Here is a 13,895-nt window from a genome sequence, read left to right as displayed (position 1 = left end):
TCAGTTCAGGGTCCCGTTGCGTTCGGACCAGGTCTTGAGGAATGCCGCGAGCTTGTCGCTCTTGGGCTGGCTAAACAGCTGGTCGGGGGCGCCGCTTTCCTCGATCTGGCCGTCGGCCAGGAAGACGACCTTGTCGGCCACCTGGGAGGCGAAGCCCATCTCATGGGTTACGACTACCATCGTCATTCCTTCCTTAGCAAGTTCGCGCATGACGCTCAGGACCTCGCCGACCAGTTCCGGGTCCAGGGCCGAGGTGGGCTCGTCGAAGAGCATGATCGACGGATCCATGCCCAGGGACCGGGCGATGGCCACCCGCTGTTGCTGCCCGCCGGACAGGCTGCCGGGATACATGTCCTTCTTGTCCGCCATGCCGACCTTGTCCAGGACGACCAGGGCCCGCGCCTCGGCCTCCTTGCGGCCCATCTTCCTGACCAGTTGCAGGGGGGCCATGACGTTTTTGAGCACGGTCATGTGCGGCCACAGGTTGAACTGCTGGAAGACCATGCAGATCTTCTTCAGGGCGGACTGGCGCGCCGAGTCCAGGTTGTGGTGCGCGATCTTTTCCTGGCCCGTGGCGCTGAACATCTGCCCTGCGATGGCGATCTTGCCGTCGTCGAAGGATTCCAGGCCGTTGATGCAGCGGAGCATGGTGGATTTGCCGGAGCCGGAGCCGCCGATGAGGCAGACCACCTGGCCGTTCTTGACGGTCAGGTCCACGCCCTTGAGCACGGTATGCTCGCCGAACGATTTCCAAAGATTGATGAGGCTGACGGCGGTATTGTCGGAAACAGGCATGCGATTCGTCCTCTGCTGGGTGGTTTATCTGGAGATGTAGCGCATCTGGCGGCGCTCCCAGAGTTGGCCGCCTCTGGAGACGGCGGTGACGATGAGCCAGTACGCCCCGGCGAGGACGACGTACGGTTCAACGATGGAAAAGGTCTCGGTGGATATCTTCACCGCGGCGGTGGTCACTTCCGGCACGGTGATGATGGACAGGATGGCGGACTCCTTGATGATCAGGATGGTCTGGTTGATGACCGACGGGATGATCAGGGTCAGCATCTGGGGAATCTGGACGTGCAGCATGGTCTGCAGGGGACTCATGCCGAGGTCCTGGGCGGCCTCGATCTGGCCGGCCGGGATGTTCTGGAACCCGGCGCGGTAGATCTCGGCGAAGTAGGCCGCTCCGTAAAGGGTCAGGCCGAGGATGCCGGTGGCGATGGCTGAGAGATTCAGGCCGAAATAGGGGCCCCCGTAGAAGAGCAGGAAGAGTTGGACCAGCAGCGGCGTGCCCCGGAAGAGGTTGACGTAGCCACGGTACAGGGCGCGCGGGATCGCCAGGCGCGAGTTGCCGATGGAATAGAGCGCGAGGCCCCAGGCCATGCCCAGGGCGAGGCCCGCCGCGCAGATGAGCACGGTGTTCAGCAATCCCTTGAGGAACAGCGGGTAGTACTGGGTAATGATGGTAATATCGAACATGCCGTTCCTCCTAGGAAATCCGGAGCCTGCGTTCGAGATACAGCCCGAACTTGCCGATGGCGTAGGTCATGATGAAGTAGATGGCCCCTGCCACGGCAAAGGATTCCACCGGCCGGTAGGTGGACGAGGCGATGGTCTGGGACATGCGCATCAGGTCGGTCACGGCGATGGTCGAGATGAGCGCCGAGTTCTTGAGGATGTCGATGGTCTCGTTGAGCAGGGCGGGCAGGGTGGCCCGGAAGACCTGCGGCACCTGGATGTGCAGGCGGATCTGCAGGGGGGTGAAGCCCAGGTCCCGGGCCGCCTCGACCTGGCCCCCGGGCAGGGCCTGGAATCCCCCGCGCAGGATTTCGGCCTGGAAGGCCGCGGTGTTCATGGAAAGACAGAGCACCGCGGCCAACACAGACGGAATGTTGATGTCGGCCAGGGGGAGAAAGTAGAAGATGATGGACAACTGGACCAGCAGCGGGGTGCCCCGGAAGAAGCTGATGTACAGTGCGCAGGTTCGCCTGAGCAGGGGACGTTCGGACATCTTGCCGAAGCACAGCAGGTGCCCGAAGACGAACCCGATCAGGATGGAGATCAGCGAGAGCGACAGGGTCTGCCACGCTCCCTTGAGCAGCTGCGGGTATTGAGCCAGTATGACGCCAAAATCGAACATATCTCTCCCTGGGGCGTGAGGTTGCTAGAAGTTCGGAGTCGGGAACGCGTCGGCCGGAACGTCCATGGTGAAGCCGAACCATTTCTTCTGCAGCTCGGCCATCCTGCCGCTCTTGTTCAGCTTGGCGATGCCGTCGCTGATGAACTTGACCAGTGAGGCGCTGTCCTCGTCCTTGCGGCCCACCCAGGCGAAGTAGGTGGCCGGGCCGAAGGGCGGCAGGCCGATGGCGAAGGTCTCGGGGCGTTCCTTGACCAGCGGGGCCAGGTTGGGGAGGCTGTTGACCACGGCGTCCACGCGGCGGGCGGCCAGGGCCGCGTAGGCCTCGTCGTTGCCGATGAATTCCACCAGTTCGCCGACGCCCTTGCCGAACTTGGGCTTGAGCACATCTTTTTCCAGGTCTGCCACGGCGCTGAAGTAGGGGGCGGCGCCGGCCTGGATGCCGACCTTCTTGCCGACCAGGTCCTCGGCGGACTTGATGGAGTCGTCGCCGGTGCGCTTGACGTAGGTCACCGCGGCGGTGGAAAAGGGCATGGTGAAGGCGTACTTGGCGTCGCGGGCCTTGGTGATGGTCAGGGACGCGGCCACGAAGTCGTAGCGCTTGGCGTCCAGACCGGCGAGCAGTCCCTGGAAGGGCAGGTCGAGCAGCTTCAGCTTCACGCCGGGCAGCTCGCTGAGCACTTCCTTGAGAATTTCGTTGCCGTAGCCGACGATCTCGCCGTCCTTGACGAACTCGAACGGGGCGAAGCGGGCCTCGGTGGCCACGACGATCTCGCCGCGATCCTTGATCCGTTCCAGCAGATCCTTTGCCTGGGCGTTGACCGCCATGGCCGCGGTGACGAGCAGGGCGACGGCCAGTGTCTTGAATACCTTGTTCATGAGGAACCTCCTCTCTTGGTTGTGATACGCGAAAGATTCCCTTTGGTCCTTTCCGTTCATCAGTTTATAACCCGATTCGCGACGGTCTCCCTTCAAGCCGTCACAGCGGACCGCCGCCCGTGCGGCGCGCCCAAAATATGGTGTTCCGGCCCGGCCGGAAAATCGGTCAGGTTCTCGGCCCCGTCTTCCGTGACCACGAGCAGGTCCTGTTCGCGGTAGCCGCCCGCTCCCTCCATGTCCTGGGGAATGATCACGGAGGGCTCCAGGGAAACGACCATGCCGCTGCGCAGTTCGGCGGTCACGTCCGCCCGCAGCTCCAGTCCGGTCTCCCTGCCATAGTAGCGGTTGACGATGCCGAAGGACCGGCCGTGGTCCGGGCCGCGATGTTCGAGCAGCCCGGCCTCGGCGTACAGGGCGTCGAGTTCGGCCGCGATGTCGCAGCAACGCGCGCCCGGGCGGATCAGCTCCAAGCCCTTTCGGCGGGCGTTCTGGTTGCATTCCCATACGGCCAGGGCCCGGTCCGAGGGAGCGCCCATGGACAGGGTCCGCCCCAGGGCCATGTTGTAGCCCGCGATCATGGGGAAACAGCTCATGCACAGGAGATCCCCCCGCCTGATTCTCCGGCTGGTCACCGGGTTGTGCGGCCCGTCCGTGTGGATGCCGGACTGGAGCCAGGTCCAGGTGTCCCGCAGTTCCAGATGGGGCAGATGGCAGCCGATCTCGCGGATCATGGCGTTGGTGGACGCCTGGGCCGCCTCGTGTTCCGGAACGCCTTCGGCAATGGCCCCGCGGGCCGCCTCGGCGCCCTGGATCGCTATCCGCGCGCCGGTGCGCATGAGCTCGATTTCCTCATCGGACTTGATCCGGCGGGTGCGCATGACGTGCTCGCCGACATCGAGGAATCTGGCCCGTGGACAGGCGGCCTTCAGCTTTTCCAGGTTCTCCACGGTGACGTGGTCGAATTCTATGCCGATGCTGCGGCTCTGCCCCAGCAGGTGGCGTGCCGCCCGGAAGAAATTGTCGCTGCCCGCGTCGGTGTAGACGAGGTTGTCGCCGAAGCTGCGTCGGTAGGGCTGGCCGAAGTCGACGGCCGGGCTGATGGTCGTGGAGCTGCGCGGGGTGACGACGAGGCCGAAGTCGCGGCCAAAGGCGCAGTAAAGAAAGTCGCTGTAGTAGTGGACGTTGTGCATGGACGTCAACAGGATGGCGTCCACGCCGGTCTCCGCCATGAAACGGCGCAGGGCATCGATCCTGCGGAGCATCTCGGAACTGGAGAAGGTCCGTTTGACCTTGCTGCCGTTCTTGATCTCCAGGAATGCCGGGAGAGAGCGGATGGGTGTTGCGCTTTTCATGGCGGAGTCCGGACGTGCGTGTTCTATGCCGTTTTGTTCTTGGCCAGGACCGACAGGAAGGCGTGGATGACGCCTGCGGCGGCCAGGGCCGTGATCTGGGCGTGGTCCAGGTCGGGCAGCACCTCCACCAGATCCATGCCGAGCATGTTCTGGCCCAGGCAGGATTCCGTGACCAGGCGCAGGGCCTCGTAGCTGGTGAAGCCGCCGATCTCGGGGGTGCCGGTGCCCGGCGCGTAGGCCGCGTCCATGAAGTCGATGTCGAAGGTCAGGAAGACCTTGGTGCCCTTGATCCGCTCGCGGATGCGCTCGATGGCCGCGGGGATGCCGATCTCGTGCAGCTCCCAGCCGGTGATGATCTCCATGCCCTTGTTCAGGGCGTAGTCGTGGCAGTCCTTGCTGTAGTAATGGCCGCGCATGCCCACCTGGATGGAGGTCTCGGGATTGATGAGCCCTTCCTCCATGGCCCAGTAGAATGGCGTGCCGTGGTTGTAGGGCTTGCCGAAGTAGTCGCTGCTGGTGTCGCTGTGGGCGTCGAAGTGCAGCAGGGACACCGGGCCGTGGTGCCTGCGCAGGGCGCGCAGGGTGGGCAGGGTGATGGAGTGGTCGCCGCCGAGGATGACCGGGGTCACGCCCGACTCGAAGATCGGGGACATGCCCTCGGTGATTCGCGTATGCGATTCCTCCAGATAGCCGGGGACGATGTCGATGTCGCCGTAGTCCACGCCGGAGAGATGCTCGAAAAGGTCCACGTCGAGCACGGGATTGTACGCCTTGAGGATAGAGGACGCCTCACGGATGCCCCGGGGACCGAACCGGCAGCCCGGGCGGAAGGTTGTGGCGGTGTCAAAGGGTTGCCCGACGACGACGAAATCCACATCCTCGAGCGTGCGCACGTGCGGCAGACGCATGAACGTGCTGACGCCGGAGAACCGGGGGGATTGCAGGGAGTCGACGGGATGGTACTTTTTCATTTCAGCCTCCGAATAAACCATATTGGTATTAGTTGAGTTGTTTCTCTCTCGTTGCAAACCCAAGGCCTGATTTGAACCAGAGAGAGGGCGATGCCCTCTGTCTATTTGTTAAAAAATTAATATAAACAGATTGTTGTGATGTACGATTGGAGTGGAGTGGCACGGTGCTAAATTATTTCCCGGGATGCTGTTTCGGATCGAACCATAAGTAAAACTGATTCCACGTTCTCCTCCGGTAATAAGCGGGGGGATAGGGGCGTAAAAGCGGATGCGTGGCCGGGAATGTTGTTGCAAAAAAGGCAGATTTCAGATCAGCAATTAGGTCTGTTAATGACAAAAGTGTTATTTTTGTCAATTTGCGGGGCGTGTCGGCAGTTCCTACGACAACAGCCCGACCGGGGAAGCCACCGCCTCCTTCAGCGGCCTCCCCGGTCGGGCTGTTGCTAAAAAATGTCAAGGCGCCCAGTTCTTCCTGATGCTGCGGGCCGCGTTTGGATAAAACGGACATTTGGGCGGTCGATGGACCGTGCCGTTAAGAGCCCTTTCACGACCAGAGCGGATCCCGGACATCCTTGGGGGCGGCACGAATTTAATCTCGGCGTGGTGGGCGTCATGCCCGGCGGCTCCGCCCGGGGCGGATGGAGGACAATCTCTATCCGCGTAAGGGCAGGCTGGCCCAAAGCAACCGCGAAATGGTCGAGAAGATGAAGCCCCTGGTGAAGGAATTCGGTTTCGAGATCGCCGCGCCGGACGTCCTTCTAGGGCGCGGGGCGAGAGTCGAATTGTTCCATCAATGCACCGTAGTCGGGGCTGGCGAGGAATGCCTTGAGCTTCTCGTCGAATCGGCGGGCCAATCGGGCGTGCCCCGGTTTGTCGCTGAATGCTATGTAGTATGGCATGTCCGGCTGGGTGTAGGCATGGGGCTCGATCCGGTCCATATACCCGAGCCGCCCGGCGTGGTACCGGGTGGGGGCGAGGTAGCTGGCGAACATGTCGATTCTGTCGGCGACCAGATTCTGGAAGGCCTGCTCAAAGGAATTGAAGCGTTGGACGGTCGGGGTCCCCATCTTGGCGAATCGGTCTGTCCAGTCCGCGCCGCGAATGAGCCCCAAGCGGATTTCCGGTGTGAATTTCCCGTCAAAGGGGACCTTGTTTCCCTTTCTTATCCAGAACGTGGTCTGCTCCGTGGTGATGGGGGTGCGCACATAGTGCAGGCGCTTTTCCCTGTCCCGGATGAGGGCCAGGTCCAGGACGCCGTCCAAGGTCCCGTCCTGCGCCATGCGGATGACCCGGCTCCAGGGATACGGTTCGAAAACGACCCGATAGCCGAGCTGCCCGGCGACGGCCCGGACGATGTCGGGGTCCAACCCGACAAGGGTTCGCCCCTCCCAGACGTAATGGCTGTACCAGTCCTTGTTCTCGACGCCGATGGTCAAGGTCTCCTGGGCAAAGGCCCTTGCCCCGAAGAGCCCGGACAGACAGGCCAGGACAAGAAAAATGTGTGGAAAAATGCGCACCGCCGATACTCCTTCCCTTATCGCAACAGTACCGGAAGCCGGTCAAAGAGTCAAAAACGGTGCCTGGCCCGGGGCCGGTCCTACCCCGTCAATTCCCTGCCCAGTCTTCGGGTAATGAACCGGACCCTCTCCTCGACCGGGGCGCGCGGGACTTCTGTCAACGCATAGCCGAAGTCCCCGTAGGCCTTTCGCATGGCTTTATGCGTCCTTCGCGCTTCGGCAAAGTCCTGTTTGCGTTCCGTGTCGTTGGTGAAGATCCGTTCCCATGGCGGGAAGATGAACACCGGGCCGCCGTAACGGTGCGAGGCGCAGGCGGAGCGCAACGCGAGGGTGATTTCGAGGCCTTCGAGGAGCGAATAGCCATAGGCGTCGACGATCCCCCGGTCGAAGAAGACAGGGCCCTCGTATCCTTGGTAGTGTTCGTAGGCCGCGAAATCCTTTTCCAGCATCCTGTCCCGGAAGGCCGTCTTGTCCCGCCAGGGCAGCGCGTCGCCCGAGCGTCCGAGCTCCTCTTGGATGATCCTCCGCCCCTTTTCCCCGGAGCAGGCATGGCCGAGCCGGCGCAGTGCTTCGATGACCGTGCTTTTCCCCGAGCCGGGGCCGCCTGTGAAGACGACATATCCGTTGCGCATCATTGGATGGACTCCTGTGTTGGTGTTTTTCGTGCCGGGTATGGCCGGGACTGCGGCCGCAGGACAGGGCCGCGCGGCCCGGCGTCAAGATGCCCAGGCATTATTCGCGGGCGAGGCGTGGAGAGACGATCTGGAAAGAAAGGAGGGCGGGAGGCCGCTGATGGTGGGAACAGCGAAATGGTTACGCAAACCGGGATGGAACACAAGGGATAAGTGAGGCCGTCCGCGATGGGACGATAAAAAAGGGGCGTCCCCGGGGACGCCCCTTGCTTTGCCTTGTCTTGTTCGTGAACCGGGTTACATGGTGGCCTTGCCCTGCTTCCAGGCCTTGATCAGCTCGTCGTAGTCCACGGTCTCGCCCTGGGGCTTCTCGTTGGCCAGCTTGGCCTTGGGAGCGCCGGGCTGGTTGAGCCAGTAGGACTCTTCCCGGGGCTCGTTCAGCTTGGGACCGCAGATGCTGAGCACGTTGGCGCGCTCCAGGCGCATCATGATCTTGTCCTGTTCGGCCGCCAGGTTGTCCATGGCGGTGTCCACGGTGACCTCGCCGGCCACGGCCTCACCGATGTTCTGCCACCAGAGCTGGGCCAGCTTGGGGTAGTCGGGCACGTTGGTGCCGGTGGGGGTCCAGGACACGCGGGCCGGGGAGCGGTAGAATTCCACCAGGCCGCCGAGCATGGGGGCGCGCTTGGTGAAGGACTCGTGGCGGATGTCGGAATCCCGGATGGGGGTCAGGCCGACATGGGCCTTCTTCAGGGACACGGACTTGGAGACGCAGAACTGGGCGAACAGCCAGGCGGCCTTGCGCCGGTCCACCGGGGTGGACTTCAGCAGGGTCCAGGAACCGCAGTCCTGGTAGCCGAGCTTCTGGCCCTTTTCCCAGTACGGGCCGTGCGGGGACGGAGCCATGCGCCACTTGGGCGTGCCGTCGGCGTTGACCACCGGGGTGCCCTTCTCGACCATGGAGGCGGTGAAGGCCGTGTACCAGAATATCTGCTGGGCCACGTTGCCCTTGGCCAGGTACGGCAGGGACTGGTAGAAGTCCATGCCGAGCGCGCCCGGAGGGGCGTACTTGCGCAGCCAGTCCATGTACTTGCGCAGGGCGTACTTGGCGGCCGGGCCGTTGGTGGCGCCGCCGCGGGACACGGAGGAGCCCACCGGACGGCAATCTTCCACGCGAATGCCCCATTCGTCCACGGGCTTGCCGTTGGGCAGCCCCTTGTCGCCGGCGCCGGCCATGGACAGCCAGGCGTCGGTGAAGCGCCAGCCGAGGTCCGGGGCCTTCTTGCCGTAGTCCATGTGCCCGTAGATGGCCACGCCGTCGATCTCGCGCACGTCGTTGGTGAAGAATTCGGCGATGTCCTCGTAGGCGGACCAGTTGACCGGCACGCCCAGCTCATAGCCGTACTTGGCCTTGAAGGCCTTGCGCAGCTCGGGCTTCTTGAACCAGTCGTAACGGAACCAGTAGAGGTTGGCGAACTGCTGGTCGGGCAGCTGGTACAGCTTGCCGTCCGGGCCGGTGGTGAAGGACTTGCCCATGAAGTCGTCCACGTCCAGGGTGGGCAGGGTCACGTCCTTGCCTTCGCCGGTCATCCAGTCGGTCAGGTTGACGACCTTGCCGGAGCGGAAGTGGGTCCCGATGAGGTCCGAGTCGTTGATGTAGCCGTCGAAGACGTTCTCGCCCGACTGGAACTGGACCTGGAGCTTCTCGATGACGTCGCCTTCCTGGATCAGGTCGTGGGTGACCTTGATGCCGGTGATCTCGTAGAACGCCTTGGCGAGCACCTTGGATTCGTACTCGTGGGTGGGGATGGTCTCGGAGACGACCTTGATCTCCAAGCCTTTGTAGGGAGCGGCCGCCTTGATGAACCACTCCATTTCCTTCATCTGCTCAGCCTTGCTCAGCGTCGAAGGCTGGAACTCGCTGTCCACCCATTTCTCCGCTGCCTTCATGTCCGCCATGCCGGCGGTGGCGAGGCTGAGGAATGCCAGGGTCAGCATTCCCGTGATCAAAAAACGCCGCAACTTCATACGTACCTCCGTATGCTGATTAAGAAAAGACCTCTGCCGTAATACCCAATATTTCCGTTCCTCCGGTTTCCCGTTCGCGATTCCCATGCGGGCTGGCTATCCCCACCGCATGACGATGATCAGGAAACAAACGGATATAGCCGTAGCGACCCAGACGGGTGAGGTGGTCAGTCCGATCCAGGACAGGTGTATGTACGCGCTGCCCAGCAGCCCGATGAACAACCGGTCGCCGCGCGTGGTGGTCAGCGGCAGAAAGCCGCGCCGCGCCACGCAGGGGGAGACGATCTCCCAGATGGTCATGCCGACGAGGATGACCGCAATGGTCAGGAAGAAACCGGCGGTGACCGGTGTCCATGCCATCCATTCGAGATTCATGATTGCCTCCTCCTAGACCCTGCCCAGGGCGAAGCCCTTGGCCAGATGGTTGCGGACGAACCAGATGACCAGCGCGCCGGGCACGATGGTCAGGATGCCCGCCGCGGCGAGCAGCCCCCAGTCAAGCCCGGTGGCGCTGACGGTCCTGGTCATGGTCGCGGCGATGGGCTTGGCCGCGGTGGTCGTCAGGGTGCGGGCCAGCAGCAGCTCGACCCAGCTGAACATGAAGCAGAAGAACGCGGTCACGCCGATGCCCGCGCGGATCAGCGGGATGAACACCCGGATGAAGAAGCGCGGGAAGGAGTAGCCGTCGATGAAGGCGGTCTCGTCGATCTCCCTGGGCACGCCGGACATGAACCCCTCCAGGATCCAGACGGCCAGGGGCACGTTGAACAGGCAGTGGGACAGGGCCACGGCGATGTGCGTGTCGATCAGGTTGAAGGTGGAGTAGAGTTGGAAGAAGGGCAGCAGGAAGACCGCGGGCGGGGCCATGCGGTTGGTCAGAAGCCAGAAGAAGACGTGCTTGTCGCCGATGAACTGGTAGCGCGAGAAGGCGTAGGCCGCGGGCAGGGCGGTCGTCAGCGAGATCACGGTGTTGATGGTCACGTAGATGATCGAGTTGATGTACCCGGAATACCAGGACGGGTCCGTGAAGATCTTCATGTAGTTGACCAGCGTGGGATGGGTCGGGATGAGCGAGAACGAGCGCATGATGTCCGCGTTGGTCCGAAACGACATGTTCAGCATCCAGTAGATGGGCAGGAAGAGGATGATCAGGTAGAAGATCAGCCCCAGGTGTCGTTTTTTCAGTTTCATGCCTTGTCTCCCGTGCCCACCGCCTGCAGGGCCTGGTAGAACAGCCAGCAGAACAGCAGGATGATGAGGAAGTAGATGAGCGAAAAGGCCGCGGCCGGACCGAGGTCGAACTGGCCCACGGCGATCTTGACCAGATAGATGGACAAAAACGTGGTCGTGTTGCCGGGCCCGCCGCCGGTCAGGACGAACGGTTCGGCGTAGATCAGGAAGCTGTCCATGAAGCGCAGCAGCAGGGCGATGGTCAGCACCCCGCGCATCTTGGGCAGCTGGATGTAGCGGAAGACCGCCCAGCTCGACGCCCCGTCGATCTTGGCCGCCTGGTAGTAGGCCTCGGGGATGGCCCGCAGGCCGGCATACGCCAGCAGGGCGACCAGCGGGGTCCAGTGCCATATCTCCATGAGCATCAGGGTGATCCAGGCGTCCACCGGCGAGGCCGTGTGGTCGAACGCGATGCCCGCGTTGTTGACGATGGCCCCGAACAGGCCGATGTCGGGCCGGGTGAAGATGATCCAGATGGTCCCGATGACGTTCCAGGGGATGAGCAGGGGCAGGGCCAGGATGACCAGGCAGGCCGAGGCGGTCCAGCCCTTCTTGGGCATCATCAGGGCGATGGCGATGCCCAGCGGTATCTCGGTCAGCAGGACCATGAAGGAGAAGGCCAGCTGCTTGAACAGGGCGTCGTGCAGTCGTTCGTCCAGGAGCACGTCCCGGAACCATTCCACGCCCACGAAGAAGCGCTGGCCCGGTCCGAAGATGTCCTGGACCGAGTAGTTGACCACGGTCATCAGCGGGATGATGGCCGAGAAGGCCACGATCGCGAAGACCGGGAGAACCAGGAACCACGCATTGTTGTTTCGCCATTTGCTCATCGGGAATCCCCCTGTCGGACCAGCCGTTCGTCACAGTAGAGTTTGATCTTCTCCGGCGGCAGGGATATCCAGCACTTCCCTTCCGGCACCCTTCCGTTCTCGCTGATCCTGGCCTTGATCTCGCTGCCGTTGAAGGCCGCGGTGACGATCTTGCAGAACCCCTGGTCCTCCAATCCGGTGACCGTGCCCTCGATGCCGTGCTCCACCGGGCCGTCGTGTAGCCCCACGTACATGGGCCGGATGCCGATCCTGAGGTTCTGGCCGGTGCACATGTTGGCCAGGGAGGGCAGCAGCGGGATGTCGATGTTCCCGACCCGGGCGACGTGCCCGTCCAGGGTGCAGTCCAGGAAGTTCATGCCCGGGCTGCCGATGAAGTAGCCCACAAAGGTGTGCTCGGGGTTCTCGAACAGTTCCTGGGGCGTGCCCATCTGGACGATCTCGCCCTCGTACATGACCACGATCTGGTCGGCGAAGGTCATGGCCTCCACCTGGTCGTGGGTCACGTAGATCATGGTCAGGTTGAACTTGGTGTGGATCTCCTTGAGCTTGCGCCGCAGGTCCCACTTCAGGTGCGGGTCGATGACGGTCAGGGGCTCGTCGAACAGGATGGCGGCCACGTCGCTGCGCACCAGCCCGCGCCCCAGGGAAATCTTCTGCTTGGCGTCGGCCGACAGGTTGGCGGCCCGCTTGTTCAGGTCCTGGGTCAGGTCCAGGGCCTCGGCGATCTCCAGGACCCGCTCGCGGATGCTCCGCTTGTCCACCCCCCGGTTGCGCAGGGGAAAGGCCAGGTTGTCGTACACGGTCATGGTGTCGTAGAGCACCGGAAACTGGAAGACCTGGGCGATGTTGCGCTGTTCCGGCTGCATGGCCGATACGTCCGTCCCGTCGTACAGGATGGACCCGTGGGACGGTTTGAGCAGGCCGGAGATGATGTTCAGCATGGTGGTCTTGCCGCAGCCCGAGGGGCCGAGCAGGGCGTAGGCCCCGCCGTCCTCCCAGACCGTATGGATGCGCTTGAGCGCGAAATCCTGCTCGCCCGTCGGATTGGGCAGGTAGCTGTGCTTGATCTCGTTCAGTTCGATGCGTGCCATGGGAACCCCGTCACTGGTTGGCCGGCGCGATAACCAGATCGCCCGTGGCGTTGAAGACGTAGAAGGCCTCGGGCCGGACATAGACCGACACCTGGTTGCCCACCTCGAAGGCGTGGACGCCGTTTTCCTGGACCACCAGGGAGTCGTCGCCGTAGTTGAAGTGGACGAAGGTCTCGGAACCGTTGATTTCGGCCAGTCCGATACGCCCCTGAATACGCGTGCATTCATCGCCCTTGCATTGCAGGTTGAGCTGGCTGGCGCGGATGCCGAAGGTGTACTCCCCGGGCGTCAGGCCGGACATGGAGTCGGGGACCGGGAGGGACAGGGCGTGGCCGATGTTGACTTTGCCGTCGTTTACGGAGCCGTTGATGAAGTTGATGGGCGGGTCGCTGAAGACCTCGGCCACCCGGGTGTTGGCCGGGTGCAGGAATACGTCGGCCGTGGGCCCCACCTGGAGGACCTCGCCCTCGTGCATGACGATGACGTTGCCGCCGAGCATGAGCGCCTCGGTGGGCTCGGTGGTGGTGTAGACGACCACCGAGTCGCGGGCCCTGAAAATCTTGCGCAGTTCGTCGCGCAGCTCCTCGCGCAGCTTGTAGTCGAGGTTGACCAGGGGCTCGTCGAGAAGGAGCAGGTCCACGTCCTTGACCAGGGCCCGGGCGATGGCCGTGCGCTGCTGCTGGCCGCCGGACAGCTCGGCGGGCAGCCGGTCGAGCATTTTGTCGATGTGCAGCATGGAGGCCGCCTGCATGACGCGGGTGCGGATCTCCTCCTTGGGCAGGCCGTGGATGGTCAGCGGCGAGGCGATGTTTTCGTAGATTGTCTGGGAAGGGTAGTTGATGAATTGCTGGTAGACCATGGCCACGCTGCGCTTGCGCACCGATACGCCGGTCACGTCCACGCCGTTCGCCTCCACCGTGCCGGTGGTCGGTCGGTCCAGCCCGGCCATGATGCGCAAGAGCGAGGTCTTGCCCGCCAGGGTGCGGCCGAGCACCACGTAGCGGGAGCCGGATTCGAATTCGAGATTCACGTCCTTGAGGTGAATCTCTCTTCCAACCGTCTTGCCGATGCCGTCGAGTTTAAGCCCCATTTTAGGTCTCCGGGTGATCGATTACGGTCAAAACTGTTCTGATTAGTCACATTATAGCGTAACATCGTCACAAAATGTTCGCAAGCGAAAATCAGGAAAATTGCACCTCCCGGCCTATTATTAGGGATGGATGGATCG

The 13,895-nt window shown here is 62.8% G+C and carries 14 protein-coding genes and 1 pseudogene; 1 reads left to right on the top strand and 14 read right to left on the bottom strand.

Going from position 1 to position 13,895, the window contains the following annotated elements:
• From BerOc1_RS04630 to speB, 6 genes are all read right to left on the bottom strand, one after another.
• On the bottom strand, positions 1-795 hold the full coding sequence (locus BerOc1_RS04630; protein WP_071544575.1) for an amino acid ABC transporter ATP-binding protein: 795 nt from the start codon (positions 793-795) through the stop codon (positions 1-3).
• A gap of 24 nt (positions 796-819) precedes the next feature.
• Positions 820-1,479: an amino acid ABC transporter permease gene (locus tag BerOc1_RS04625; RefSeq protein ID WP_071544574.1), complete on the bottom strand. Its 660-nt coding sequence runs from the start codon at positions 1,477-1,479 to the stop codon at positions 820-822.
• Positions 1,480-1,489: 10 nt separating this feature from the next.
• Positions 1,490-2,140, bottom strand: a complete 651-nt coding sequence (locus BerOc1_RS04620) for an amino acid ABC transporter permease (RefSeq protein ID WP_071544573.1) — start codon at positions 2,138-2,140, stop codon at positions 1,490-1,492.
• Between the two features lie 24 nt (positions 2,141-2,164).
• Positions 2,165-3,016: a transporter substrate-binding domain-containing protein gene (locus BerOc1_RS04615; RefSeq protein WP_071544572.1), complete on the bottom strand. Its 852-nt coding sequence runs from the start codon at positions 3,014-3,016 to the stop codon at positions 2,165-2,167.
• 92 nt (positions 3,017-3,108) lie between these two features.
• Positions 3,109-4,368 (bottom strand): aminopeptidase P family protein, encoded by a 1,260-nt coding sequence (locus BerOc1_RS04610; protein ID WP_071544571.1) that lies wholly within the window; start codon positions 4,366-4,368, stop codon positions 3,109-3,111.
• Between the two features lie 23 nt (positions 4,369-4,391).
• A complete protein-coding gene (gene speB / locus BerOc1_RS04605; RefSeq protein ID WP_071544570.1) occupies positions 4,392-5,339 on the bottom strand; it encodes an agmatinase in 948 nt (315 codons plus the stop codon).
• Between the two features lie 638 nt (positions 5,340-5,977).
• Here speB and BerOc1_RS19500 point away from each other — a divergent pair.
• Positions 5,978-6,079, top strand: a pseudogene (locus tag BerOc1_RS19500) (3-keto-5-aminohexanoate cleavage protein); the annotation flags it as partial.
• An 18-nt stretch (positions 6,080-6,097) separates the two neighbouring features.
• On the opposite strand, the gene BerOc1_RS04595 reads toward BerOc1_RS19500, so the two are convergent.
• The 8 genes from BerOc1_RS04595 to BerOc1_RS04560 all read right to left on the bottom strand — a co-directional run bounded on the left by BerOc1_RS04595 (position 6,098) and on the right by BerOc1_RS04560 (position 13,757).
• Positions 6,098-6,856: a substrate-binding periplasmic protein gene (locus BerOc1_RS04595; RefSeq protein WP_071544569.1), complete on the bottom strand. Its 759-nt coding sequence runs from the start codon at positions 6,854-6,856 to the stop codon at positions 6,098-6,100.
• Between the two features lie 80 nt (positions 6,857-6,936).
• Positions 6,937-7,491, bottom strand: a complete 555-nt coding sequence (locus BerOc1_RS04590; protein ID WP_207503291.1) for an AAA family ATPase — start codon at positions 7,489-7,491, stop codon at positions 6,937-6,939.
• Positions 7,492-7,785: 294 nt separating this feature from the next.
• Positions 7,786-9,516, bottom strand: coding sequence for an ABC transporter substrate-binding protein (locus BerOc1_RS04585; RefSeq protein ID WP_129586483.1), 1,731 nt, complete (start codon positions 9,514-9,516; stop codon positions 7,786-7,788).
• A 96-nt stretch (positions 9,517-9,612) separates the two neighbouring features.
• Complete coding sequence (locus BerOc1_RS04580) at positions 9,613-9,891, bottom strand: DUF2160 domain-containing protein (protein ID WP_071544568.1); 279 nt, start codon at positions 9,889-9,891, stop codon at positions 9,613-9,615.
• A gap of 12 nt (positions 9,892-9,903) precedes the next feature.
• Positions 9,904-10,707 carry a carbohydrate ABC transporter permease gene (locus BerOc1_RS04575; RefSeq protein WP_071544567.1) on the bottom strand — a complete coding sequence of 268 codons (804 nt, stop codon included), beginning with the start codon at positions 10,705-10,707 and terminating at the stop codon, positions 9,904-9,906.
• Entirely contained in the window at positions 10,704-11,576 is an 873-nt protein-coding gene (locus BerOc1_RS04570; RefSeq protein ID WP_071544566.1) for a carbohydrate ABC transporter permease, read from the bottom strand. Before BerOc1_RS04570 ends, BerOc1_RS04575 begins: the two co-directional genes overlap by 4 nt.
• On the bottom strand, positions 11,573-12,667 hold the full coding sequence (locus BerOc1_RS04565) for an ABC transporter ATP-binding protein (RefSeq protein WP_071544565.1): 1,095 nt from the start codon (positions 12,665-12,667) through the stop codon (positions 11,573-11,575). Before BerOc1_RS04565 ends, BerOc1_RS04570 begins: the two co-directional genes overlap by 4 nt.
• A gap of 10 nt (positions 12,668-12,677) precedes the next feature.
• Positions 12,678-13,757 (bottom strand): ABC transporter ATP-binding protein, encoded by a 1,080-nt coding sequence (locus tag BerOc1_RS04560; protein WP_071544564.1) that lies wholly within the window; start codon positions 13,755-13,757, stop codon positions 12,678-12,680.
• Positions 13,758-13,895 lie beyond the last annotated feature (138 nt).

This window comes from Pseudodesulfovibrio hydrargyri, from assembly GCF_001874525.1.
GTDB lineage: Bacteria > Desulfobacterota > Desulfovibrionia > Desulfovibrionales > Desulfovibrionaceae > Pseudodesulfovibrio > Pseudodesulfovibrio hydrargyri.
This window is presented reverse-complemented; position numbering and strand designations above follow the sequence as displayed.